The organism is Streptomyces sp. NPDC001868 (assembly GCF_040297125.1).
GTDB lineage: Bacteria > Actinomycetota > Actinomycetes > Streptomycetales > Streptomycetaceae > Streptomyces.
This window is the reverse complement of the sequence record NZ_JBEOYO010000025.1, coordinates 87764-112380: the sequence shown is the minus strand read 5'-3', so window position 1 is coordinate 112380 and position 24617 is coordinate 87764. Positions and strand designations below refer to the sequence as shown.

The following is a 24617-nucleotide window of genomic DNA, read 5'->3' as shown; positions in this document are numbered from 1 at the left end:
GCGGCGGGGGCGAGAAAACACCCGGGCACCCCCGACTTATCAGGTTGCTGTCAGCTCCACCCCCCACCCCCCGCATACCGCACCCGCTGTATACCGAATTCCTCCCGTACGACCGTGGGATGCCCCACTCTTCCCCCCTGAGGGGGCCCTGGGCCCCCACCGCCGCCCCGTACCGTTGACGCATGGATCTTCGACTGCCCGGCCCACGCCTGCGGGGAGCGCTGCGGCGGAGCCCACGGCGGGCCATCGCCGCCGCGGCCGCCGTCGTCGTGCTCGCCGGCGCGGGCACCTGGACGGCCACCGCCTCGGACGAAGCGGCGCCGGTGAAGCGCACCGACCAGGCCATGACCACGGCCGAGGGCGTACGCATCGACACCTCGTACTTCACGTCCGGCGGCGACGGCCGCCGCCCGGCCGTCATGCTCGGCCACGGCTTCGGCGGCAGCAAGGACGACGTCCGCACCCAGGCCGAGTCCCTCGCCCGCGACGGCTACGCGGTCCTCACCTGGTCCGCCCGCGGCTTCGGCGAGTCGACCGGCAGGATCGGCCTGAACGACCCGAAGGGCGAGGTCGCCGACGTCACCCGGCTGATCGACTGGCTCGCCGAGCGCCCCGAGGTGCGGCTCGACAAGAAGGGCGACCCCCGCCTCGGCCTCGCCGGTGCCTCGTACGGCGGAGCGATCTCGCTGCTGGCCGCCGGATACGACGACCGCGTGGACGCCATCGCGCCCGCGATCACGTACTGGAACCTCTCGGACGCCCTGTTCCCGAACGGCGTGTTCAAGAAGCTGTGGGCGGGCCTCTTCGTCAACACCGGCGGCGGCTGCGACAAGTTCGAGGCCCGGCTGTGCGAGATGTACCAGCGGGTCGCCGAGTCCGGACAGCCCGACGCGGAGGCCGTGAAGCTCCTCGACGAGCGCAGCCCCGAGGCCGTAGGCGACCGCATCAAGGTGCCCACGCTGCTGATGCAGGGCCAGACCGACTCCCTCTTCCCGCTGGGCCAGGCCGACGCCGCCGCCAAGGCGATCAAGGCCAACGGCGCGCCCGTCGAGGTCGACTGGATCTCCGGCGGCCACGATGGCGGCGACATGGAGACGAGCCGGGTCCAGGCCCGGGTGAACTCCTGGTTCGACCGCTACCTCAAGGACGACAAGGGCGCCGACACCGGCTCCGCGTTCCGCGTCACCCGCACCCTCGGTACCGGCTCCGGCGACGGCGAGACCCGCCTCAGCGGCACGACCGACGACACCTACCCGGGCCTGGAGAGCGACCCCACGAAGATCGCCCTCGCCGGCCGCGAGCAGAGCTTCGAGAACCCGGCCGGCGCCAACCCGCCCGCCGTGTCCGCCCTCCCCGGCCTCGGCGCCGGCGGCGGCCTCGCCCAGCTCTCCTCGCTCGGCGTCAGCATCTCCCTCGACTTCCCCGGCCAGTTCGCCGCGTTCCAGTCGAAGCCCGTCACGGACGACCTCCAGATCACCGGCTCGCCCACGGCGACCGTCCATGTGAAGTCGACCAGCGAGGACGCCGTCCTCTTCGCCAAGGTGTACGACGTCGGCCCGGACGGCAGGTCACAGGTCCTCCCGTCCCAGCTCGTCGAGCCGCTGCGCGTCGAGGGCGCCAAGGCCGGCCAGGACGTGAAGCTCACCCTCCCGGCCATCGACCACGAGCTCGACGACGGCCACAGCCTGCGCCTGGTCCTCGCCTCCACCGACCTCGGCTACGCCTCCCCGGCGACCCCGGCGACGTACACCGTCTCCCTCAAGGGCGACCTGGAGGTGCCCACGCCGCTCGGCCGGGTCGACCGTACGGACGTGCTGCCCGCCTGGGTCTGGTACCTGCCGATCGCCGGTGCCGTGATCGCCGCGATCCTGCTGGTCACCGGCCGTCGCCGGATCGTCACCCCGGCCCCCGACCCGGCGCTCGCCGAGGTCCCCCTCCAGATCACCGACCTGAGCAAGAAGTACAAGAACGGCGACCGCTACAGCGTCCGTGACCTCTCCTTCCAGGTCGAGAAGGGCCAGGTCCTCGGTCTGCTCGGCCCGAACGGCGCGGGCAAGACGACGACCCTGCGCATGCTGATGGGCCTGATCCAGCCGGACGGCGGCCAGATCCGCGTCTTCGGCCACGCGATCGTGCCCGGCGCCCCGGTGCTCTCCCGGGTCGGCGCCTTCGTCGAGGGCGCGGGCTTCCTCCCGCACCTGTCCGGCCGCGAGAACCTGGAGCTGTACTGGGCCGCCACCGGCCGCCCGGCCGAGGACGCGCACATGGACGAGGCCCTGGAGATCGCCGGCCTCGGCGACGCCCTGGCCCGCGCGGTCCGCACCTACTCCCAGGGCATGCGCCAGCGCCTGGCCATCGCCCAGGCCATGCTCGGCCTGCCCGACCTGCTGATCCTCGACGAGCCGACCAACGGGCTCGACCCGCCACAGATCCGCGAGATGCGCGAGGTCATGATCCGGTACGCGGAGGCCGGCCGTACGGTCATCGTCTCCAGCCACCTCCTCGCGGAGGTCGAGCAGACCTGCACGCACCTCGTCGTCATGGACCACGGCAAGCTCGTCCAGGCGGGCCCCGTGAGCCAGATCGTCGGCTCCGGCGACACGCTGCTGGTCGGCACGTCCGCACCCGTGGACGAGCCGGTCGTCGAGAAGATCGCCACCCTGCCCGGCGTCGACTCGGCCGTCCGCGCCGACGGCGGCCTGGTGGTCCGCCTCGACGCCGACGGCAGCGCCCAGCGCCTGGTCGCCGAACTCGTACGGCTGGAGGTTCCCGTGGAGTCGGTCGGCCCGCACCGCCGCCTCGAAGACGCCTTCCTCACCCTGATCGGAGAGTCCGCATGAGCACGCTGGCCGAGCGTGCCGAGCACGCAGAGCCCGGACACCCCGGGCACACGAAGCCCGTCGAGGTCGCCGACGGCTACCGCGCGGGCCGCACCCTGCCCCTGCGGGTCGAGCTGGTCCGCCAGCTGAAGCGCCGCCGCACGATGGTCATGTTCGGCATCCTGTTCGCCCTGCCGCTCGTGCTGCTGATCGCCTTCCAGGTCGGCGGCACCCCCGGCGAGGGCAACAACCGCACCAACCTGATGGACACGGCGACGGCGTCCGGCGCGAACTTCGCCGCGGTGAACCTGTTCGCCGCCGCGGGCTTCCTGCTCGTCATCCCCGTCGCGCTGTTCTGCGGCGACACGGTCGCCTCGGAGGCCAGTTGGTCCTCCCTGCGCTATCTCCTCGCCGCGCCCGTGCCCCGCGCCCGGCTGCTGTGGTCCAAGCTCGTCGTCGGTCTCACCCTCAGCCTCGCGGCGCTGGTGCTGCTGCCGGTCGTCGCACTGATCGTCGGCTCGCTCGCCTACGGCTGGGGCCCACTGGTGCTGCCGACCGGCGGCGAGATCGCCACGGGGGCCGCCGCGCAGGCCCTGGCGATCACCGTGGCGTACATCTTCGTGTCCCAACTGGTCACCGCCGCCCTGGCGTTCTGGCTCTCCACGAAGACCGACGCCCCGCTCGGCGCGGTCGGCGGCGCCGTCGGCCTCACCATCGTCGGCAGCGTCCTCGACGAGGTGACCGCCCTCGGCGACTGGCGCCACTTCCTGCCCACGCACTGGCAGTACGCCTGGCTGGACGTCGTCCGCCCGCAGCCCGAGTACACCGACATGATCCAGGGCGTCTCGATCTCGGTAACGTACGCGCTCGTCCTGTTCGCCCTGGCCTTCCGGGGTTTCGGCCGCAAGGACGTCGTCTCCTAGGTCAACGGAGGATCACCCACCGGTCTCGACGGGCCCCCGCCGTGGCCGCTTCGAGACGCATCCGCAACACCCCGTGGCGCACATCCGGGCCCCCTCCGCCGTCACAGTCACAACAGTCGCCCACGGAAAGGCGACAGGTGACGTGGCTAGGGGGCCCGGATGCACACGTATCGCAGGACCGGTCGGACGACGACACGACGGCGGCTGGGCACCACGCTCCTCGCCCTGGGCACCGCCGGCACACTGCTTCTCACCGGCTGCGGTGCGAGCGGCGACGGCGGCAACTCGTCGTCGTACGACCGGGGTCAGGACAAGAGCCGCCCCGACGACGGCTTCCCGGCCCCCGCACCCGAGGGCACCAGCACCGGCGAACAGCGCGGCGAACAACCGACCGAGGGCTCCGACGACTTCGCGCCGTCCCCGGACTACCTCTCCACCTTCGCCCTGGACGTCGACACCGCCTCCTACGGCTACGCCCGCCGCACCCTGGACGACGGCGGCCTGCCCGACCCGTCGACGGTCCGCCCGGAGGAATTCGTCAACAGCTTCCGCCAGGACTACGAACGCCCGGACGGCGACGGCTTCTCGGTCACCGTCGACGGCGCCCGCACCGACGACGAGAACTGGTCCCTGGTCCGCGTCGGCCTCGCCACCCGCGCCGCCGAGGGCGACAGCGAGCGCCCGCCGGCCGCCCTCACCTTCGTCATCGACGTCTCGGGCTCCATGTCCGAACCGGGCCGCCTCGACCTCGCCCAGGACGCCCTGCGCACCATGACGAACCGGCTGCGCGACGACGACTCCGTCGCCATCGTCACCTTCAGCGACGAGGCCGAGACGATCCTGCCGATGACCCGCCTCGACGACCACCGCGGCGAGATCCGCGAGGCCGTCGACGGCCTGGAGCCCACCGACTCCACCAACCTCGCGGCGGGCGTCGAGACCGGCTACGAGACGGCCGTCGACGGCCTGCGCGAGGGCGCGACCAACCGGGTCGTCCTCCTCTCCGACGCCCTCGCCAACACCGGCTCCACCGACGCCGAGACCATCCTCGAACGCATCGGGAGCGAACGCCGCGACCACGGCATCACCCTCTTCGGCGTGGGCGTCGGCAGCGACTACGGCGACGCGCTCATGGAACAACTGGCCGACCAGGGCGACGGCCACACCACTTACGTCTCCACCGAGGAGGAGGCCGAGAAGGTCTTCTGCGAGGAACTCCCGCGCCACGTCGACCTCACCGCCCGCGACGCCAAGGCCCAGGTCTCCTTCGACCCGGCGACCGTCGAGGAGTTCCGGCTGATCGGCTACGACAACCGGCAGGTCGCCGACGAGGACTTCCGCGACGACCGCGTCGACGGCGGCGAGGTCGGCCCCGGCCATACCGTCACCGCCCTCTACGTCGTCCGCACCAAGGACGGCACCGAAGGCGGCCACCTCGCCACGGCCACCGTCCGCTGGCTCGACCCCGACACCCGCACCCCGCACGAGGAGTCGGCCGCCCTGGAGGCGTCGTCCCTCCACGGCGACCTGTGGGCGGGCTCGCCGTACGGTCTCCAAGTGGCCGCCGTCGCCGCCTACTTCGCCGACTCCCTCCGACAGTGGGACGGCCGCTGGACCGACCTCCCGGCCCGCCCCACCCTCCGCCAACTGGGCGACCGGGCCGACGACCTGGCCGGCGACCGCGAGGACAAGGACGTGTACGACCTGGCGGAGGCGATCAGGACGGCGGACGGCATGCTCGACGAACGCGCCGAGTGACCCGAGCGTTCCCCCCCCGGCCCCCGGAGTCATGCGGTAGTCCGGTCGTCCGAAAACCATTGAAAATTTCTTACGCACCGGTAAGTTGACTCGTCAGTAATGAAGCAGTCGGGGGCCTCGGGGAGCCGTGATGGGCGTACACAAGGACTTGAACCGGGCGAAACAGCGCGGCGGTCTGACCGACCGCGTCAGGGTCGAGGTCGTCACAGACGCGCGAGGTGTCGTCCGCGAGGCACGCATGCCGGCCCTCGCGCCCCGCCCGACGAGCGGCAGCATCGCCGACCTCCCCTTCGTCAACGCCACCGAGGCCCCCGACGCGGTGGTCCTGCGCCGCGCCGACCGGCACGGCACCTTCCACCCGGTGACCGCCACCGCCTTCGCCCGCGAAGTCACCGCCACCGCCAAGGGGTTGATCGCCGCCGGCCTCGAACCGGGCGGCCGGGTCGCGGTGATGTCCCGCACCCGCTACGAGTGGACGGTCCTCGACTTCGCCGTCTGGGCGGCCGGCGGCCAGTCCGTGCCCGTCTACGCCACGTCCTCGCCCGAGCAGATCGAGTGGATCGTCCGTGACTCGGGCTCCCGCTTCGTGGTCGCGGAGACCCCCGAGAACGCGGCGGCCGTCGCCACCGCCACCGCCCGCCACTCCCAGCCCCCGCACGTCTGGCAGATCGACCGGGACGCCCTCGCCCACCTCGCCGACCTGGGCCGGGGCGTCCCCGACGACGAGGTCACCAAACGCCGCGCCGCCCTCACCCCCGACACGGCCGCGACCATCTGCTACACCTCCGGCACCACCGGCCGCCCCAAGGGCTGCGTCCTGACCCATGCCAACCTCCACGCCGAGGCCGCCAACACGGTCCAACTGCTCCACCCGGTCTTCGAGGCGGTCACCGGCCAGGTCGCCTCCACCCTCCTCTTCCTCCCGCTCGCGCACATCCTCGGACGCACGATCCAGATCGCCTGCCTGATGGCCCGCATCGAGATCGGCCACTGCCCGAGCATCAAGCCCGACGAACTGCGGCCCGCGCTCAAGAAGTTCCGCCCCACCTTCCTGGTCGGCGTCCCCTACCTCTTCGAGCGGATCCACGCCACCGGCCGCGCCACCGCCGAACGCATCGGCCGCGGCGCCTCCTTCGACCGCGCCCACCGCGTCGGCGTCCGCTTCGCCCGCGCCCACCTCGCCAAGTTCCTGGACCGGGGCCCCGGTCCGGCCCCCCGCCTCCACGCCGCCTGGGCCGTGTACGACCTGCTGGTCTACCGCCGCGTCCGCAAGGAACTCGGCGGCCGGATGCGCTACGCCATCAGCGGCGGCTCCCCCCTCGACCGCGACCTCAACCTCTTCTTCTACGCCGCCGGGATCATCGTCTACGAGGGCTACGGCCTCACCGAGACCACCGCGGCCGCCACCGTCGTCCCGCCCCTGAAACCCCGCCCCGGCACCGTCGGCCAGCCCGTCCCCGGCACCGCCGTCCGTATCGCCGACGACGGCGAGGTCCTCATCAAGGGCCCCATCGTCTTCGGCACCTACTGGAACAACCCGGTCGCCACCGACGCCGCCCTCACCGACGACTGGTTCGCCACCGGCGACCTCGGCGCGCTCGACGACGACGGCTACCTCACCATCACCGGCCGCAAGAAGGACGTCCTCATCACCTCCGGCGGCAAGAACGTCTCCCCGGCCGTCCTGGAGGACCGGCTGCGCAGCCGCCCCCCGGTCGGCCAGTGCATCGTCGTCGGCGACAACCGCCCCTTCGTCGCCGCCCTCATCACCCTCGACCCCGAGGACGTCACCCACTGGCTCCACGTCCGCGGCATGTCCCCGGACACCCCGCTCTCCGAGATCGTCACCGACCCCCGGATGCGCGCCGACGTCCAACAGGCCGTGGACTACGCCAACCAGGCCGTCTCCCGCGCCGAGTCCATCCGCGAGTTCAAGCTGGTGGAAGGCGAGTTCACCGAGGAGAACGGCCTGCTCACCCCCTCCATGAAGATCAAACGCCACGCGGTCACAGCGGCGTACGCGGCGGCGATCGAGTCGCTGTACGCCAAGAAGTGAGCGCCGGGCGCCACCGCCCCGGGACACGGAAAAGCGGGCCACCGATGAACTCGGCGACCCGCTTCCGCTTGTCCGGTGGTGGCGTCAGTTCTTCTTGTCGCCGCCGCCGTTGCCGTTGTCCGAGAGGATCGGGATGTCGGACAGGATGTGCGACAGCGGCTCGTCGCCCTTGGCCTGGGTGGAGTTCTCGGTGCACTGCTGGTTCTGCGGGGCGGAGAGGATCGGGATGTCCTGGAGGGCGACGCCGATGAGTCCGATGCCGCCGATGTTGGCCTTGGCCGGCAGACCGATGCAGGGCTTGTTGAGTGAACCCTGGACCAGCGAGAGCTGCGGGCTCATGTCGCCCTTGGTCACGGAGTTGCCGAACGCCTGGCTGGCACCGTTGCCGCTGAAGGACGTGGTGCCGCCGTCGTCGGCGAGCGCCTGGGGGGCGGTGGCGGCCGCGAGGCCGGCGATGGAAGCGGCAACTGCCGCGGTAGCCCACAGCTTGTTCATGTTCGATCCCTTCGGAAAGCGGACTCCGTTGCGGAGTTGCGCCCTGATCAACAGAGCATCCGGCCAACAGTTGCGTTGATTGCATCTATTGGCGCAATAGGCGGCTTATCGGGGCATCTGAGGGTTACGCGCACGTATCGCCGAGGCGGTCGATGCCCACCCGTGCCGACGGTGGTGTCAGTTCTTCTTGTCGCCGTTGCCGTTGTCCGAGAGGATCGGGATGTCGGACAGGATGTGCGACAGCGGCTCATCACCCTTGGCCTGGGTGGAGTTCTCGGTGCACTGCTGGTTCTGCGGCGCGGACAGGATCGGGATGTCCTGGGCGGCGAGCCCGAGGATCCCGCCGACGTTGAGCTTGGCCGGCAGAGCGATACAGGGCTTGTTGAACGAGCCCTGGATCAAGGCCATCTGCGGGCTCATGTTGCCGTATGTCGCCGAATTGCCGTACACCTGGTCGGCATCGTTACCGCTGAACGTCGTGGTGCCCGCGTCGTCGGCGAGCGCCTGGGGCGCGGCGGCGGCCGAGGCTCCGACGACGGAGGCGGCGATCGTCGTCACGGCCATGAGCTTCTTGATCACTTGCGATTCCCTTCTGGAAAAACCCCGTTTCCACCGGAGCGCCATGGACAACTTCTCCCGGACTTACCGGTTGCTCTGATTCACTCCGTCGGCCCATTCGGAGGAGTGAGAGCGGGGCGCGCGGAGCGTTTTCGATCCGCTGGAATTCGCCGGTGCGAGCGGGCCGAACGGGTGATGCTCCGAAACCGGTGCGGGCGTGCCGCCGTTGCTGCCAGCGTCAGGGACCCGCGGGTTCCGCCAGGAAAGGAACGCGAAATGCTCAAGAAGGCAATGGCCGCGGTTACGGTCGCCGCTTCCATCACCGGCCTCGCGGCCGCCGCCGCGCCCCAGGCGCTCGCCGACGACGGTGGGACGACGTCTTTCAGCGGCAACGGTGCCAGCCAGGCGTTCGGCAACTCCGTGACCAAGGGCGACATGAGCCCGCAGCTCTCGCTGGTCCAGGGTTCGCTCAACAAGCCCTGCGTCGGTCTGCCGCTCAAGGCCAACGTCGGTGGCATCGGGCTCCTCGGGGTCGCCCTTCAGGACATCCCGATCCTTTCGGCGCCGCAGAACCAGCAGTGCACCGAGAACTCCACCCAGGCCAAGGGCGACGAGCCGCTGTCGCACATCCTGTCCGACATCCCGATCCTCTCGGACAACGGCAACGGCAACGGCAACGGCGAAAAGAAGGACTGATCGAAATCGAGAAGCGGCTCGGGCCATCCGCACGGGTACGTGCGGGCGGCCCGAGCCCTTCCGCTGTCCTCGGTCAGGGCCATTCGGGTGGTCGACGATTCGACTGTCCGATAATTTCGCGAGGCGATCGAGTGAATTACCCCGCTCCCCGCGTTCCTGAGTTTCTTCCGGCGTCTATTCCTCGTTTCACAGCCTGCAGGTCATGATGCGAGCCGTTCATGCTGTGCTCGCTCGGTTTCGGCCGTCAATTGAGGCATGGCCGCAGAGAAGGGAAATGACGTGAAGCTCAAGAAGAGCGCTGCTGTCGTCGCCGGCGTGATCATGGCCGTGGGTCTGGCCACCCCGGCCGTCGCCGACGCGGAGGCCAAGGGTGTCGCCATCGGGTCCCCGGGTGTCCTCTCGGGCAACGTGGTGCAGGTTCCTGTCCACATCCCGATCAACGTGTGCGGTAACTCCATCAACATCATCGGGCTGCTCAACCCGGCAGCCGGCAACCTGTGCGTCAACGACTGACGTCGTAGCGCCTCGCACCAGCCGTTCGGCTGTGCCTCAGCCGGCCTTGGAGAGTCCTCAGCGGCGCCAAGGCCGGCTTTTCCCACTTCTTCGAGCAGGAAGAGAACGAGATGCGACAGCCCCTGCGCAAGAGAATGGTCGTGGCCGCCGCGACGACGGGCCTGCTGTCCCTCTACGGCACGCCGGTACTCGCGGACACGGGCGTGCACGGTGCCGCCTCGAACTCACCCGGCGTCGCATCGGGCAACGCGGTCGAGGTGCCGGTCACCGTTCCGGTCAACGTCTGCGGCAACACCGTCGACGTCGTCGCCGCGGCCAACCCGTCCCTCGGCAACAAGTGCGGCAACACCGGCGACCACGCCGCCGAGAGCCCGCAGAGCGCCCCGAAGCGCCACGCCACCCCGGTCGCGGAGCCCGAGTACTCGGCCGCCCCGGCGACGGACCCCGAGGACTCCTGGGAGGCGGCGTACGAGGAGTACACGGGACACGGCGCACCGCGCGAGGAGAACGACGAGCACGACGGGTACGACGGGTATGACGGGTACGCGGAGTACACGAACCCCTGGGGCGACGGCGACCAGGGGAACCACGACGGCGCGCAGAGCGGCCACGACGACTCCCCGAGCGGCTACGGCGACTCCCCGGACACCCCCGAGGACACCGAAGGCGGCTACGGCGACACCCCGCCCACCGAGCCGCCACAGCAGCCGCCGACGAAGCCGCCGACGGACAAGCCTCCGGTCGACAAGCCCCCGGTGGACAAGCCGCCAGTGGACAAGCCCCCGATGGACAAGCCTCCGGTCGACAAGCCGCCGGTGGATAAGCCGCCCACGGACAAGCCTCCGACCGACAAGCCGCCCACGGACAAGCCCCCGACCGACAAGCCGCCCACGGACAAGCCCCCGGTGGACAAGCCTCCGGTCGACAAGCCTCCGGTCGACAAGCCTCCGGTGGACAAGCCCCCCACCGACCTGCCCCCCACGCACCAGCCCCCCACCGACCACCCCCCGACGCACCAGCCCCCCAGCCTCCCCGAGACCGGCAGTGACCGTGAGGCGTTGCTCGCCGCCGGGGCCGCGAGCTTCGCGTTGATCGCGGGTGGGGGGATTCTGTACCGGCGGGGCCGGGCCGCGTCCGGTCGGTGAAGCGCTTCGGGTGCCGGACGGGCGGTCCGCCGTCCGGCACCCGAGCCCGTCAGGACCCGGCGGCGGAGGCCAGGTCGGCCCGCGCCCCCGGCACCGGGATCCGCCCGCCGGGCACCCCCGAGCGCAGCCGCCGCCGTACCCCTCGGACGAGGACGGGCGCCGTGAACGTCGCGCCGTACACGAAACGCATCGCGGGGCCGAAGCCGGCGGCGGTGGTGAGGCCCGCGAGGAACAGGCCGGGGACCGAGGACTCGAAGTCCCGCCCGACCGAGGGCGAGCCGTCGGCGAGCGGCAGCAGATCCGCGCGTACGTCACGCGCCAGCAGGTCCAGCCGCTCGCAGGTGGCCCGGAACCCCGTGGCCGCGATGACGTGTTCGGTGTCCAGAGAGGTCAGCTCACCGCCGCGGCCCACCGTCTCCAGTCGGACGGCGCCGCCCGTCTCGTACGCCACCGCGACCTCCTGGCCGAGCAGGACCTCGACGGCAGGTTCGACGCGGTCGCGTACCCACCAGGCGCCCGCGGGCCCCAGCGCCTCGGCCGCGACCCGCACCCGTCTCGCCTCGGGCAGCCGGCGGTACCAGCCGGGCCGCTCCGCGTAGAACCAGTTGCGCCAGCCGCAGCCGAGGCCGCTGTGGGGGGAGCGGGCCGAGTCCCACAGGGGGCGCTCCAGAGGGGGCGGGACGTCGTTCCAGCGGAGATGGCCGGAGCGGGCCAACACCCGGACGCGCGTGCCCTGTTCGGCGAGGAGGGCGGCCGTCTCCAGGGCCGCCTGGCCGCCGCCGATCACGGTGACGTCCCGGCCCCGGAAGCGGCCGAGGTCGCGGTGGTGGCTGCTGTGGGAGACGTGGACGGGGGACAACTCGCGCAGGACGGGCGGGACTTCGACGAAGGGGACGACACCGACGGCGAGGGCCACTGTGCGGGCGCGGACCACCTCGCCGTCGTTCAGGACCGCCTCGAAGCCGCCGCAGCACCGCTGAAGGCTCGTCACTGTCCGTTCGTCGACGGGCGGGAGGGCGTTCCGGGCGAACCACAGGCCGTAGGAGGCGAACGTGCCGACCGGGATCGGCCGGCCGTGACGGGCCTCGAAGCCGCGCTCGGCGCAGTACGCGTCCAGCCGCCAACGCCCTTCGGGGTCGGAGAGGTTGGAGGCCCAGGGCTCGGACTTGAGGAACATGCCGGGCGGCATGTGGTCGCGCCAGGACGCCATGGGACGGCCCAGGACGCGCAGGCTGAGCCCGGCGGCCGCGGCGTGGGACGCGATGGACAGGCCGTACGGGCCGGCGCCCACCACCAGCAGGTCGTACATCACGGGCTGCTCGCTCTCTCGTTCGCGGCGCGGTTGTCGGCTCGGTCCTGGGCTCGGTCTTCGATTCGGCCGTCGGTTCGGTCGTCGTCGGGGGCTTGGTGGTGCCGGTCGGGGAGCGATGCGCGGGGTGCCAGCAGTCGGCCGAGCGCGTGGCGGGGCCACAGCGACCACAGCGCGAGTCCGGGGGCGCGGTCGTCCCGCGCGTACCAGGCCAGCTCGCGCGCGCCCGGGCGGGACGGCGGGTACGGCAGGAGCGGGGGGCGCAGCGCGGTGAGCGGCGCGTAGTTCTCCACGACGAAGGTACGGCCCGGCACGGGGGAGCCGTCCGGGACCCGGCGGCCCGTCAGGTCCAGATGCAGGGCGCGTACGACGTCGATGTCGGCGGTGTCCGTGAAGAGCCGGAACTGGGCGCCGGGGCGCGGATTGAAGTCGAGCAGGTGGTACGCGCCGGTGGGGCCGTCGCGGCGGAAGTCGAGGTCGAACACGCCCCGGTAGCCGAGCGCGCCGGTGACCCGCTCGGAGAGGGCCTGGACCTCCGGGTTGGGGGTCCAGCGGCCGACGCTGGTCAGGCCCGCGCCGGGCGGCCAGGCGGCCAGCTTGCGGCCGGGGCCGCCGCCGCGCACGACCCCGGCGCGGTCGGCGTACCCGTGGAAGAACCAGTCGCGGTCGAGCCCCGGTGGCAGGAACGCCTGGAGGAGCAGCCGGCTGCCCGCCTGTTCCGAGCGCCGGTACAGCGCCGCCGCCTCCCCGGCCGAGCGCACCACCGTGGTGCTGCGCAGCCCCGCGTCGGCGGGCAGCAGCCAGGGGCGGCTCCACTTGGCGACCACCGGCAGGCCCAGTTCCCGGGCCGCTGCCGCCGCCTGGGCCGGGCTGCCGGGAAGTGCCGTCGCCGGGTGCGGGAGGCCCAGGCGCCCGCACAGCGCGGCCAGTTCCGCCTTGTCGGCCACCTGCTCGGCGAGGCCGGCGGGCCCGTCCGGCAGCAGGTAACCGTCCGTCAGTTCCTCACGCAGCCGGGCGGTGGCCACGGCGCTCGCGTCGTCCAGGGCGACCAGGACGGCCGGACGGCCGACCCGGTCCGCCACCCGGCGCAGGACGGCGGCGAACTCGTCCAGGCGGGCGCCGAGGCGGGGCGGGGTGTGCGTCGCGCGGAGGAACCGCGAGCTGCCTACGGGACTTCCCGCGCAGTCGGCGACCAGATGCACCTCCACCCCGGCACGGCCCAAGGACCGTACGGCTCCCAGGGTTCCGTGGTGGAAGGGATTGCGGTCCGTCCGCAGCAGAACGGCCGGAACGCGGGTGTCGAGCGGCGACACGTTCATTTCTTCAGGGTCCTCGCACATTTCTTTGACGTCGGGTCACCCGTGCGGGCGATTCGGGCACCCGAAGGCCGGAGCCCCAGTTGGCGGAATTCATATTCGTATGACTGATTGTCAGTAGGTGGAAATCGGCGGCGGAAAGCAGTGAAGTGAAGAAAGCGGAGAGGGGAGCGGACATGGCTCCACAACAGCGGCGGCCCCGGCACAGGAGGCCCCGCAACAGACGGCTGGCGCTCGTCGCGGCCGGCGTGGTCACGACGTTCGCCCTCGCGTCGGTCCCGGTGTACGCCGTGGGCGCGGTGGTGACCCGGGTGAGCGACCCACCGGCACCCGCCGTTCCGGCCGTCCCGGCGGCTCCGGCCACACCCGCGGTTCCGGCGGCACCCGCCGTCGTGACCCCGGCTCCGGTCGCCCAGACGCCCGTCCCGGCCGTGCCCACGGCACCGGCCACGCCGAGCGCGTCCGTCCCGCCGCCGGGCACCCCGCCCGTGCCGGCCACTCCCTCCGAGACCCCGAAGGACCCCGAGCAGTTGCCGGCCATCGGCGCCTATCTGCACTACGGGCCCCGGGGCGTCGCCCGGATCGCCGAGCTGAGCGACTGGCTGGGCGGCTCCGACCTGCGGGTGGCGCACACCTACCTGCCGGGTGACCGCTGGTCCAACATCGAGGGCCTGCCCGGCTTCCTGGACTCCTGGGCGGAGTGGCGGCGGGACGAGGACGATCGGATGTTCGTCCTCAACGTGCCCATGATGGAGCGCAACGAGGAGGGCGTCTCCGACCGGGAGGTCCGCGCGCTGCTGCGCCGCGCCGCCGCCGGCGAGTTCGACCACCACTACCGCCGACTCGCGGAGCGGCTCGTCGAGTTGAAGATCCCGGACACGGTGCTCGTGCTCGGCTGGGAGATGAACGGCATCACGTACACCCATCGCTGCGGGCCCGACCCGGAGAGCTGGAAGAAGTACTGGAACAGGATCGTCACCACGATGCGCGCGGTGCCGGGCCAGAAATTCAAGTTCGACTGGACCCCGAACAGAGGCCGGGACGCCGTGCCCTGGACGGAGTGTTATCCGGGGGACGACACGGTCGACATCATCGGCATGGACTCCTACGACCAGCCGCGCGGAATCACCTTCGACGAGCAGGTGAAGGAGCCGTACGGCCTGCAGGCACACGTCGATTTCGCGAAGGCGCACAAGAAGCCCATCTCATATGCGGAATGGGGACTTTTCCGCAACGGTGACAACCCGGAGTACATGCGGCGCATGCTCGCCTGGATGGACGAGCACAAGCCGCTCTACAACACGCTCACGGACTACTGCCCGCACGGCGTCTGGCAGTGTGCGAGCAACCCGAAGGCGGCGCAGGTGTACCGGTCGATGCTCTTCGGCCGCGACACGACCGCCACCCCGAAGCCGACCCCCACGCCCACCCCGACGCCGAAGCCGGCCCCCACGCCCGAGCCGACGCCGAAGCCGGCTCCCACCACGCCCGTACGTCCGCCGAACTGCTCGCCGCTGGAACTGGGCGACTGGGTGGAGTACTGGATCGGCGGGAAGCTCTGCATCCGCACGGACTGGTGGACGCGCTACCGGTGATCCCGAGCCGGCGGCGGGCCGCTCATCGCCCGCCGCCGCCATCGCGTTCCTTCCGGGCTCGCCAGCGGCGGACCAGTTCCTTGCCCCGGCAGCGGGCCGCCGCGTCGCAGACGACCGCTGACAACAGGGGGGCGGTGCGGCGGCGAGCGAGCAGCAACCGCTGGTTGACGACGGTGTCCGGGCGCCAGCGCAGCTTGTACGGCTCGGCGCCCCGCAGCAGGCTCAGCACCTGGTGGGCGCCGGAGCCGACCTGTGCGGCGCAGGCGTTGAGCAGCATGGTGGCGACATCCGCCTTGCGTTCGCGCAGGCGCGGATGGGCGCCGTAGAGGTAGCCGCCCGCCAGGCGGCGCGACAGCAGGGTGACGTCGACGGCCAGGACGTCGTCGCCCAGCCGGAACTCGGTCACCACGGCGTCTCCCGAGCGGACCATCGGCCCGACCGAGCGGGCCAGATGCTCGGAGAAGCGGGGCCGCATGTGTTCGGTGGTCACCTTGCGGTCCTGCCACTGCAGCCGGTGCAGATCCAGCATGGTCCGCAGCGCCGAGTCCACCTCGTCGGCGCGTACCGCACGCGGCTCGATGCCGAGGTCGCCGAGCTTGCGGAGCTTGGCGCGCACCCGCTGGGCCCGGGAGTTGGGCAGCCGCTTGAGCAGCTCGTCCATGGGCTGCGCGGGCAGCTCCAGACAGACGGAGTCGGCCACCTTGCGGCGTGGGCCCCGCCAGTAGTCGTAGATTCGTTCGACGGCGGCGCCCGGCCGTACCTCGCGGAAGTCGATCAGCGCGGTCCGGGCGGCGGCCGACAGTCCCTCGGCGAGCGCGGCCGACGCCTGTTCGGCGTACTCGTCGTCGACGATCACATCCGCGAAGTCGGAGATCGGGCAGCCGAGCGGGACGAGGGCGGGCAGCGGACGCCTCACGAGCATCAGCGGGGCGACCGCGCGCAGCTCGGCGCCGTCGCGGACCAGGACCAGCCTGAGCCTGCCGGGGGTGCCGTACGACAGCCACCAGGAGTGCAGCCAGGCGTGGTTCTGGAACGGGGTGGCCGCGCCGCACCGCCGGTACAGGCGGTCCCAGGCCTCGGCCAGCTCGCCGAACTCGCCCTCGTCGGTGCAGAGTTCGGCGCGCAGGGTGGTGCTCGCCCCCATGTGCAGCGTGCTGGTCACAGCTGTCCGTGGGCGTCGGCGGCGAGAGCGGGACCGGGCACGGAGGCCGCGGGCGTGGCCTCGGGGGCGCGTCGGGGCCGGACCAGCAGGGCGAGCCCGCCGAGCAGTCCGCCGGCCGCGGCGCCCACCAGACCGGTCACCTTCGGCGACGCCGAGGACGCCTCGGTCGGCCTGGTCGCGCGCGCGAACTGCTGCAGCTCGACGCGCGTCGACCTCGCGGAGTCGTTGGCGTGCCGGGTCAGCGCCCGCGAGACGGCGTTGGCCATGTCGGCGGCGAGGTCCGGCCGCGAGGAGGTGGCGGACACGGCGACCATCGGCGCGTCCGGCGAGGTCGCCGTCCGCACGCTCTCCTTCAGTGTGGCCACCGGCACCCCGGCCCACACCTGCGCGTCCCCGAGCACCGCGACCTGCGTGGCCACCCGCCCGTAGGCCTGCGCGAAGCCGAGCGCCGTTTGGGTGTCCGACCCCTCGGCCGCGGGCACGGCGACGACATAGCTGGTGGCGGTGTAGACGGGCGCCTTCACCACGCCGTACGCGCCCCCGGCCAGCCCGCCGAACAGCGCGCCGGCGGCGAGCAGGGACCAGGGGGGCAGGGACCGGGTGCGGGCGAGGGGGGCGGGCCCACGCTGGGGGCCGTCGGTCATACGATCGGGCGTACGGTCGGTCATACGGAACTCACTCCCAGGGACGGGGTTGGCGAGGGCGTGCTGGAGACGGCGGCCGCGTACACGTCCATGAGCTGGGCGGCGCTGCGGGTGATGCAGTAGTGCTGGGCGGCGGCGGGGACGGCACGGGAGCACGGGCCCTGCGCGCGGACATCCAGCAGGGCGCGTACGAACGACTCCGCGCCCCCTTGGACGCGGCGTGCGCCGGCGGTCGCGTCCGGCGGCAGGTCCTCGATCGCCGGGCAGGAGACATAGAGCACGGGCAGCCCGGACGCCATCGCCTCCACCACCGCGAGCCCGAAGGCCTCCTCGGCGCTGGGCGAGGCGAGCACGTCCATGGCGTTCATCAGGGAGGGCAGGTCGGCGCCGGGGGCGCCCGCGGCCGGCCGCTCCCCGGTGAGCAGCACCCGGTCGGCGACCTGGGCCCGCTGGGCGGCCCGCCGCAGCACGCTCTCCTCCGGGCCACCGCCGACGATCAACAGCCAGCAGTCGTCCGGCAGTTGGGCCAGCGCGCGGATCAGCACATCGAACCGCTTGCTCGCCGCGAGCCGCCCGACGCCCCCGACGACATACGCGTCCTCCGGCAGCCCGAGCCGCCGCCGGGTCCGCTCCCGCAGGTCCGGGTCGAAGCGGAATCCGTCGAGGTCGATGCCGTTGGGGACGACCTCGATACGGGGGCCCGGCACCCCCCAGCGCTTCAGCCGGTCGGCGACGGTCGGTGAGACGGCGACCGTGGACCGGCCCAGGCGTTCGCTGGCGAGATACAGGGCGCGCACTCCGGCGGAGAGCTTCCTGCCCTCCATCTGGGAGTCACCGAGCGAGTGCTCGGTGGCGACGACCGCGCGGACCCCCGCCAGCCGGGCGGCGATCCGGCCGTAGACGCAGGCCCGGTAGAGATGGGTGTGGACGAGGTCGTAGCCGCCCCTGCGGATCAGCCGCACCAGGCGGGGGAGCGCGGCGAGGTCGCGGTTGCCGCCCATGCCGAGATGGGTGACCCGGATCCCGTCGGCGGTGAGACCGTCGGCGACCGGGCCGGGGTTGGTCAGCGTCACCACGTCGCAGTCGACCGGCAGATGGCGCAGCAGCAACCGCAGTTGCTGCTCCGCGCCGCCGACGCCGAGGCCCGTGATGATGTGCAACGCCTTCACGTCGGCCTCAGACCCCTTCGACGGGACGTCGGCGCAGCCGGTGCAGCTTCCGCTTCAGCAGCAGCCGCAGGGCCGTGTCCTCCTCGCCGATGTGCACCCGGGGCAGCGCGTACGGGCCGTTCAGCGGGCCCGGGTCGATGGCGCAGGCGTAGGCGTACCCGGCGTCCCGGACGGCGTCGGCGGCCCGCTGGTCGAGGGTGCCGTACGGGTAGCAGAAGCCCTGGACGGGAGCACCGGTCAACTCCGAGAGCAGTGCTCTGCTGTCGGCGGTCTCGGCGCGCAGGGTCTCGTCGTCGGCCTGAGTGAGGTCGACATGGGTCAGCCCGTGCGAGCCGACCTCGATGCCCTCCGTCCCGGCGGCCACCCGGATGCCCTGCTTGTCGAGGAGCGGCTTGCGCGGGCCCAGCGGGTCCCAGGCGTTCTCGCCGCCGAGCCGCCCGGGCAGCACGAAGAGCGTGGCCCCGCAGCCGTGCGCCCGCAGCAGCGGCAGCGCGGTGTCCACGAAGTCGGCGTATCCGTCGTCGAAGGTCAGCCCCACCAGGTCCCGGCCCTCGCCCCGGGCACGGGCGGCCAGCAGCTCGGCCATGCCGACCCCGCGCAGCCCGCGCCGCCGCAGCCAGCCGAGCTGGGCGTCGAGGCGGTCGGGCGAGACGGTGATGCGGTACGGGTCGTCGGAGCAGTCGCCCACCGAGTGGTACATGGCCACCCAGAGGGGGGCCGCGGCGGTCGTCGGTCTGGGGTCAGCGGAAACGGGCATAGGGCAGCCTTCGTGTGACGGAACGGAGTGCGGGGGTGACGCCGGAGGCGCCCATGGCCGAGGCCAGCAGGACGAAGACGAAGGCGACGACCGCGCCGCCGACGGCGAGGCCGAGGACGGGCGAGTCGATCCGGTCGGCGCAGTACATCCCCACCGCGCCCGCGACCACGGCCGCCCGGACCGGCCGGCTCATCTCGGTCACGACCTGCCGGACATGGATCGGCACCGCCCGGCCGCCCATGCCGTACAGCAGGAGCAGGGCGGTGAGGGTGATCCCGATGGCGTTGGCGGCGGCGATGCCGAGGACGCCCCAGGAGTCGACGCAGGCCGCGCCGATCCACGAGGTCGCGACGATCCCGGCGGCCATCGCGGCCAGCGGGTACCAGGTGGGCCGCCCCGCCGAGAAGTACGAGCGGACCAGCGCGCTCACCAGGGCGTGACCGAGCAGCCCGAGGGCGTACACCCGCATCACCGAAGCGGTCGCGGCGGTGTCCCGCGCGGTGAACGCGCCGCGCTGGAAGAGCAGTTCGATCATCTGCGGCCCGCACGCGAAGATCGCCGCCGCGCCGAGCAGCACGATGCACGACACCAGCGCCAGATCCTTCTCCACCCGGCTGCGGGCCCGCTCGGTGTCGCCCTCCGCCATCGCCTGAGCCACCACCGGGAGGGTGACGGTGCACAGCATCAGCGAGAACGTCATCGGGATCTGGGCCACCTTCTGCGCGTAGTTGAGATGCGAGATGGCCCCGGCGGGCAGCGTCGAGCCGAGGAAGCGCTCGATGAGGACCTGGGACTGACGGCAGAGCGCGAAGAGCAGGACGGTGGCGATGAGGGTGAGCTCGACGGGGCGGGCCGGGTCCGCGTCCTCCAGGCTCGCCGGCTCCTGCGGAGCGCGCTCCTTTCGGCGCAACTGACGCAGCAGGGCCGGGAGTTGGGTGAGGACCATCAGCACGCCGCCCACCGCGACCCCCACGGCGGCCGCCCGCACGCCCCAGCGCCCGCCCAGCACGAACATCGCCGTGATGATCCCGACGTTGTACGCCACGTAGATCGCCGCGGGGGCCATGAAACGGCGATGCGCGCGCAGGGCCGCGCTGCAGTAGCCGGCGAGGCCGAAGGTGAGGACACAGGTGCCGGTCAGCCGGGTGCAGTCGACGGCCAGCCGGGGGTTGGGCAGCCCGGGGGCGAGGGCCTCGACGAGATAGGGCGCGCCGAGGATGAGCAGGACGGCGGTCGCCGCGAAGGCCAGTGTCAGCCGGGGCAGCGTCGAGGCGACCAGGGAGCGGACCGGATCGCCCGCGCCGCCCCGGGCGCGGCGGGCCACGGCCACGCTGAACGCGGGCACCAGCACGAACGCCATGCCGTCCTCGATCAGCAGCGTCGCCGCGAACTCCGGCACCGTCCAGGCCACCAGGAAGGCGTCCGTCTCGCTGCCGGCCCCGAAGAGGTACGACAGCGCCTGGTCCCGGCCGAGCCCCAGCAGCGCGGCGGCCGCCGTGAGCGCCGCCGTGACGAGCGTCGCCTTCGCGAGGAACCGCCCCGTGGGGGGCGCGACCTCCGACAGCTCGGCGGCCCGCGCGCCGGGCACCACCGGGTCGGCCTCGGGGGCGGCTCCCGGCGCGGCGGGCGGCGGCTGCGAAGGGGGAGGCGTCTGAGGCGGTGACGGGGAAGGTGTCCCGGGAGGCGTCATCGTCATCGCGTCCCGGCCCCCTCCGGTACGCGGACCGCGGCGGCCCCGACCGGATCGGCACCCGTGGCGGTCCGGTCCGCCAGCGCCCACCACGCCACCAGCCCGAAGCACACGGCCGTCAGCACGGTCGTCGGCCCGCCGATGTCCGCGTACACGAAGTCCACCAGCACCCAGGCCACCAGCCCACAGGCGACGAGCCCGCAGTCGAGCCCGCCGGTTCCGCTCTCCCGCCGGGCCCGCACCAGCCCCCGCACCCCGCACACCGCCAGCGCCAGCCAGCTCCCCGCGAGCGTCAGCAGCCCGATCAGCCCCTGCTCGCTCAGGACCAGCAGATACATGTTGTGCGGCGAGAGCAGGGACTGCTTCTGGTACGTCGTCCCCGCGCCGCCGATGTCGCTGCCGGCGGAGAGCGCCAGCGAGGCGTGGCCGTCGCGGTGCTCGGGGAAGCCCTTCAGCCCGACGCCGGTCAGCGGCTGCGCGCGCCACATGCCGGCGGCGGCGGCCCACATCGTGTACCGGTCGGTGACCGACTGGTCCGGCGCGTCGGTGACCTGGGTGATGCTGCTGATCCGGTCCTGGATCATCGAGGACCCGATGCCGAGCCCGCCGACCAGCACCACACCCGCGGCGGCGACGGCCGCGAAGACCACCACCGCCCGCCGCAGCCCGGCCAGCACCACCTGGATCCCGCACGCCACGGCCGTGGCGATCCACGCGCCCCGGCTGAACGACACCGCGAGCGGCAGCACGAGCAGCACCGAGCTGACGATCGCCCAGACCCGCTGCCTCGCCGTCGCGGGCGCCAGCGCGAGACCGACCGCGCACACCAGCCCGAACGACACCACGGTCGACATCCCCATGACGTCCCCGGCCCCGAAGGTGCCCACGGCCCGGATGTCCCGGCCGGCGTAACTGGCCCCGGTCCCGGTCGCGAACTGGTGCACCCCGACGGCGCCCTGCCACAGCGCGAGCCCCACGAACGACCAGGCCACCACCCGGAGGTCCGACCGGCTCCGGACACAGAGCAGTACCGCCATCGGCACCAGCACGAAGATCTGGAGGTACCGGCCGAGCCCGGCGATCCCCTCCCCGGGGTCACCCGCCCCGGCCGCCGCCAGCGCCAGCCCGCACACCGGCAGCCCGAGGACCACCGCCGCCGTACGGGTCAGGGGGCGCCGCCGGTCCCGCAGCAGCCGTACGGCGCACCACAGCACCAGCAGCCCGGAGACGGCGTCGGCCGGGGTCGCGCCGCCCTCGGCGCCCTGGGTGACCGGCAGCGCGAGCGCGGCGACCACGGCGACCACGGGCAGGACGGACAGAAGGGGCGCCGCAGCGCGCGGAGACGTCACGGTCAGCTCCCCGTCGGGCGGACGAGCGCGGCGGCCGTGCGCACCAGGATGCAGAAGTCCTGCCACAGCGAACAGTTGTCGATGTAGGCGTTGTCGAAGCGGGCCCGGTCCTCGATGGAGGTGTCGCCGCGCAACCCGGTGACCTGCGCCAGCCCGGTGATGCCGGTCCGCATCCGGTGCCGGGCCGCGTAACCCGGGTAGGTCTGCCCGAACTTGGCCACGAAGTAGGGCCGTTCGGGGCGCGGGCCGACCAGGCTCATGTCGCCGCGCAGCACGTTCCACAGCTGGAGCAGCTCGTCCAGCGAACTGCGCCGCAGGAAGCGGCAGAACCAGCCCATCTCCTGCTCGTTCGCCACGCTCCACCGGGTCGCCGCCTCGTGCGCGTCGGCCGGGCGGTGGGTGCGGAACTTCAGCAGCGTGAACGGCAGCCCGTCCCGTCCGATCCGCTCCTGCCGGAACACCACCCCGGGCCCGTCGCTCATCCGCAGCACCACGGCGCACACCAGCAGCAGCGGGCTCACCATCAGCAGCAGCGTCCCGGACACGGTCACGTCCAACAGCCGCTTGCCGAAGACTTCCTGACGCTTCGTCAACTCCAGCCGACGGCAGCCGAACCCGGCGAGCAGCTCGGTCGAGCCGTCCCGGTCGTACGAGGGGGACTCGGCGTCCACCTCCCACAGGGCGCAGCCACCGTCCTCCAACGTCCGCAGCAGCGGGGCGCGTTCGGTGCGGGAGCCGACGACGAGCACGGCCTGGACGCCGTTCTGGACGGCCGCCCGCCGCACCTCCTCGGCGGTGGTCAGCACCGGCAGACCCTCGGTCCCGGCCGCCTGGTCGGCGACCACCCCGACGGGCCGGATGCCGCACCCCGGGTGGCGCAGGAACGCGGCGGCCACGCGCTGCGCGGTCGCCGCCGGGCCCACCACCAAGGCCGCGCCGGGCCGCCGGACGAGCGCCCGGCGCCGGTTCCAGTGCACCGTGCCCCGGCCGACACAGGCCGCCGCCGACTGCAGGGCGCAGCCGAGGGCCAGCTCGTGGGCGGCGAGCGCGTGCTCGGGGGCGTGCGCGGCCACCCCGGCGCCTAGCACGCACCAGCCGAGCACGATCCGCCCGCACACGGCGGGCAGTTCGTCGAGCACGGCGGGCACGGCGGGCGGGCGGTAGAGGCGCGCCCGGGTGTTGAGCCACGCCACGGCCAGGGCCAGGACGGCGGCCATCAGCGGCCGCCCGGGAGTCGTGTCACCGGTGAGCGCCAGCACCGCGAGCAGGGCCGCGCCACCGTCGACGGCGAGCAGCGGCAGCCCTGAGGGAGGCCGCGCGACGGGGCGCCGCTCGGCCCTGAGGGTCAGACCGCCGACGGTCTCGCGCGGCGGGGCCACCGAGACGGACGAGCCGCCGAACTCGCGTTGCTGTCCACCGGAGGAGGCAGAGGAGGGAGAGGAGGGGACGGTACTTTCCGTGCGTTCCGCGGTCACGTGTGGATGGACTCCCTGCACTCGGTGGCTTTCCCGCGCCGGCCGTCCGCACCGCCGAGCAGTTCGCGGTACACGCCCGCGACGGCCTCGTTCGTGTGCCGCACGTCGTGCGTGGTCGTTACGTGATGGCGGCCCTGGTGGCCGAGCGACTCGCGCAGCAGCGGATCGAGCAGCAGTCGGGCGACGGCCCTGGCGAGCGCGGCGGGATCCTCGACGGGCACCGGCTCCTGCCCGGGCGGCAGACTCTCGCGGGCCCCGTCCACGTCGGTGAGCACGACCGGCCGCCCGCACGCCATGGCCTCCAGCGGCGCCAGCGCCATGCCCTCCCACCGCGACGGCAGGACGACCAGATCGGCGGCCTGGTACCAGGGCACCGCGTCCGCGACACCCCCGGCGAACAGCACACCCTCGGGCGCCAGGGCCCGCAGCCGCTCGCCCTCCGGCCCGTCCCCGACCAGCACCAGACGCGCCCCCGGCACCCGCCGCAGCACCGCGTCCCACGCCGTGAGGAGCACGTCCTGCCCCTTCTGCCGGCACAGCCGCCCCACGCACACCACCAGCGGCGCGGCGGGATCGACCCCGGCGAGCAGCGGGATCCCGGCGCGTACGGCGTCCACGGCGGCGGGGTGGAAGCGCCCGGCGTCGACGCCGTTCGGGATCACCGTCCAGCGCGCCCGTACCCCGGCCCGCTCCCCGGTGACCCGCTCGGCCTCGCTGACGCACACCACCCGGGAGGCCCAACGCGCCCCCGTTCGCTCCCATCCGAGCGCCAGCGCCGCCATGGCGCCGCCCACCGCCTCGAACGACCAGGCGTGCGGCTGGAACACCGTCGGAACGCGCCCCCGCACCGCGAGCCGGCCCGCCAGCCCGGCCTTCGCGCTGTGCGCGTGCACCAGGTCGGGCCGTACGTCGTCGAGGATCCGCCGCAGCCGGCGCACCTCCGACACGAGCGCGGGCCCCGGCGACCGGGTGGCCACCCAGTGCCGTACGTCCGCGCCGAGCGAGCGCAGGCCGGGGGCGAGCGGGCCGTCGGGGCAGGCCACCGTGATGTGCAGGCCCTCGGCGAGCTGGGCCCGCACCAGGTCCGTCACGACACGGGCCACACCGCCGTCGACCGGCTGGGTGACGTGCAGGACCCGCGACGGAGGGTCGGATGGTGAGAGTTGCATGCGGGTTCCTTGCTCAGAG

At 72.9% G+C, this 24617-nt stretch carries 20 protein-coding genes; 8 read left to right on the top strand and 12 right to left on the bottom strand.

The window, feature by feature from the left end; translation table 11 throughout:
• Nucleotides 1-182 precede the first annotated feature (182 nt).
• From ABT147_RS27045 to ABT147_RS27030, 4 genes are all read left to right on the top strand, one after another.
• Nucleotides 183-2840, top strand: a complete 2658-nt coding sequence (locus ABT147_RS27045) for an alpha/beta fold hydrolase (RefSeq protein ID WP_351410649.1) — start codon at nucleotides 183-185, stop codon at nucleotides 2838-2840.
• Entirely contained in the window at nucleotides 2837-3742 is a 906-nt protein-coding gene (locus ABT147_RS27040) for an ABC transporter permease (protein WP_351410647.1), read from the top strand. Before ABT147_RS27045 ends, ABT147_RS27040 begins: the two co-directional genes overlap by 4 nt.
• Before the next feature lie 159 nt (nucleotides 3743-3901).
• The gene (locus ABT147_RS27035) at nucleotides 3902-5500 is read left to right on the top strand and encodes a vWA domain-containing protein (protein WP_351410646.1); all 1599 of its coding nucleotides are present in this window, start codon (nucleotides 3902-3904) and stop codon (nucleotides 5498-5500) included.
• Nucleotides 5501-5630: 130 nt separating this feature from the next.
• Nucleotides 5631-7556, top strand: a complete 1926-nt coding sequence (locus ABT147_RS27030; RefSeq protein WP_351410644.1) for an AMP-dependent synthetase/ligase — start codon at nucleotides 5631-5633, stop codon at nucleotides 7554-7556.
• Nucleotides 7557-7640: 84 nt separating this feature from the next.
• Here ABT147_RS27030 and ABT147_RS27025 read toward each other — a convergent pair whose 3' ends face one another.
• Nucleotides 7641-8051 carry a rodlin gene (locus ABT147_RS27025; RefSeq protein WP_351410642.1) on the bottom strand — a complete coding sequence of 137 codons (411 nt, stop codon included), beginning with the start codon at nucleotides 8049-8051 and terminating at the stop codon, nucleotides 7641-7643.
• 177 nt (nucleotides 8052-8228) lie between these two features.
• On the bottom strand, nucleotides 8229-8630 hold the full coding sequence (locus tag ABT147_RS27020; RefSeq protein WP_351410640.1) for a rodlin: 402 nt from the start codon (nucleotides 8628-8630) through the stop codon (nucleotides 8229-8231).
• A gap of 255 nt (nucleotides 8631-8885) precedes the next feature.
• Between ABT147_RS27020 and ABT147_RS27015 the strand changes: the two genes are divergently transcribed.
• The 3 genes from ABT147_RS27015 to ABT147_RS27005 all read left to right on the top strand — a co-directional run bounded on the left by ABT147_RS27015 (nucleotide 8886) and on the right by ABT147_RS27005 (nucleotide 10963).
• Nucleotides 8886-9305, top strand: coding sequence for a rodlin (locus tag ABT147_RS27015; protein WP_351410637.1), 420 nt, complete (start codon nucleotides 8886-8888; stop codon nucleotides 9303-9305).
• A 255-nt stretch (nucleotides 9306-9560) separates the two neighbouring features.
• Entirely contained in the window at nucleotides 9561-9818 is a 258-nt protein-coding gene (locus tag ABT147_RS27010) for a chaplin (RefSeq protein ID WP_351410635.1), read from the top strand.
• A 110-nt stretch (nucleotides 9819-9928) separates the two neighbouring features.
• Nucleotides 9929-10963, top strand: coding sequence for a chaplin (locus ABT147_RS27005; protein WP_351410633.1), 1035 nt, complete (start codon nucleotides 9929-9931; stop codon nucleotides 10961-10963).
• Nucleotides 10964-11012: 49 nt separating this feature from the next.
• On the opposite strand, the gene ABT147_RS27000 is transcribed toward ABT147_RS27005, so the two are convergent.
• Nucleotides 11013-12272 (bottom strand): NAD(P)-binding domain-containing protein, encoded by a 1260-nt coding sequence (locus tag ABT147_RS27000; RefSeq protein ID WP_351410630.1) that lies wholly within the window; start codon nucleotides 12270-12272, stop codon nucleotides 11013-11015.
• A complete protein-coding gene (locus ABT147_RS26995; RefSeq protein ID WP_502983168.1) occupies nucleotides 12272-13585 on the bottom strand; it encodes a carboxylate--amine ligase in 1314 nt (437 codons plus the stop codon). Before ABT147_RS26995 ends, ABT147_RS27000 begins: the two co-directional genes overlap by 1 nt.
• A 179-nt stretch (nucleotides 13586-13764) precedes the next feature.
• On the opposite strand from ABT147_RS26995, the gene ABT147_RS26990 reads away from it, so the two are divergent.
• A complete protein-coding gene (locus ABT147_RS26990; RefSeq protein ID WP_351410626.1) occupies nucleotides 13765-15183 on the top strand; it encodes a glycoside hydrolase family 26 protein in 1419 nt (472 codons plus the stop codon).
• A gap of 22 nt (nucleotides 15184-15205) precedes the next feature.
• On the opposite strand, the gene ABT147_RS26985 is transcribed toward ABT147_RS26990, so the two are convergent.
• Genes ABT147_RS26985 through ABT147_RS26950 form a run of 8 tightly spaced genes read right to left on the bottom strand, consistent with a single transcriptional unit; the run spans nucleotide 15206 to nucleotide 24598 of the window.
• Nucleotides 15206-16327 carry a GNAT family N-acetyltransferase gene (locus tag ABT147_RS26985; protein ID WP_351410687.1) on the bottom strand — a complete coding sequence of 374 codons (1122 nt, stop codon included), beginning with the start codon at nucleotides 16325-16327 and terminating at the stop codon, nucleotides 15206-15208.
• Nucleotides 16328-16341: 14 nt separating this feature from the next.
• On the bottom strand, nucleotides 16342-16989 hold the full coding sequence (locus tag ABT147_RS26980) for a YveK family protein (protein ID WP_351410623.1): 648 nt from the start codon (nucleotides 16987-16989) through the stop codon (nucleotides 16342-16344).
• Nucleotides 16990-17009: 20 nt separating this feature from the next.
• Nucleotides 17010-18158 (bottom strand): glycosyltransferase, encoded by a 1149-nt coding sequence (locus ABT147_RS26975; protein ID WP_351410621.1) that lies wholly within the window; start codon nucleotides 18156-18158, stop codon nucleotides 17010-17012.
• 7 nt (nucleotides 18159-18165) lie between these two features.
• Complete coding sequence (locus ABT147_RS26970; RefSeq protein WP_351410685.1) at nucleotides 18166-18858, bottom strand: polysaccharide deacetylase family protein; 693 nt, start codon at nucleotides 18856-18858, stop codon at nucleotides 18166-18168.
• 40 nt (nucleotides 18859-18898) lie between these two features.
• On the bottom strand, nucleotides 18899-20611 hold the full coding sequence (gene murJ / locus ABT147_RS26965; protein WP_351410619.1) for a murein biosynthesis integral membrane protein MurJ: 1713 nt from the start codon (nucleotides 20609-20611) through the stop codon (nucleotides 18899-18901).
• Nucleotides 20608-21960 carry an O-antigen ligase family protein gene (locus ABT147_RS26960; protein ID WP_502983167.1) on the bottom strand — a complete coding sequence of 451 codons (1353 nt, stop codon included), beginning with the start codon at nucleotides 21958-21960 and terminating at the stop codon, nucleotides 20608-20610. The genes murJ and ABT147_RS26960 overlap by 4 nt, the downstream gene beginning before the upstream one ends.
• Complete coding sequence (locus ABT147_RS26955; protein ID WP_351410616.1) at nucleotides 21957-23429, bottom strand: exopolysaccharide biosynthesis polyprenyl glycosylphosphotransferase; 1473 nt, start codon at nucleotides 23427-23429, stop codon at nucleotides 21957-21959. The genes ABT147_RS26960 and ABT147_RS26955 overlap by 4 nt, the downstream gene beginning before the upstream one ends.
• Nucleotides 23426-24598, bottom strand: coding sequence for a glycosyltransferase (locus ABT147_RS26950; protein ID WP_351410614.1), 1173 nt, complete (start codon nucleotides 24596-24598; stop codon nucleotides 23426-23428). The genes ABT147_RS26955 and ABT147_RS26950 overlap by 4 nt, the downstream gene beginning before the upstream one ends.
• Nucleotides 24599-24617: the final 19 nt, after the last annotated feature.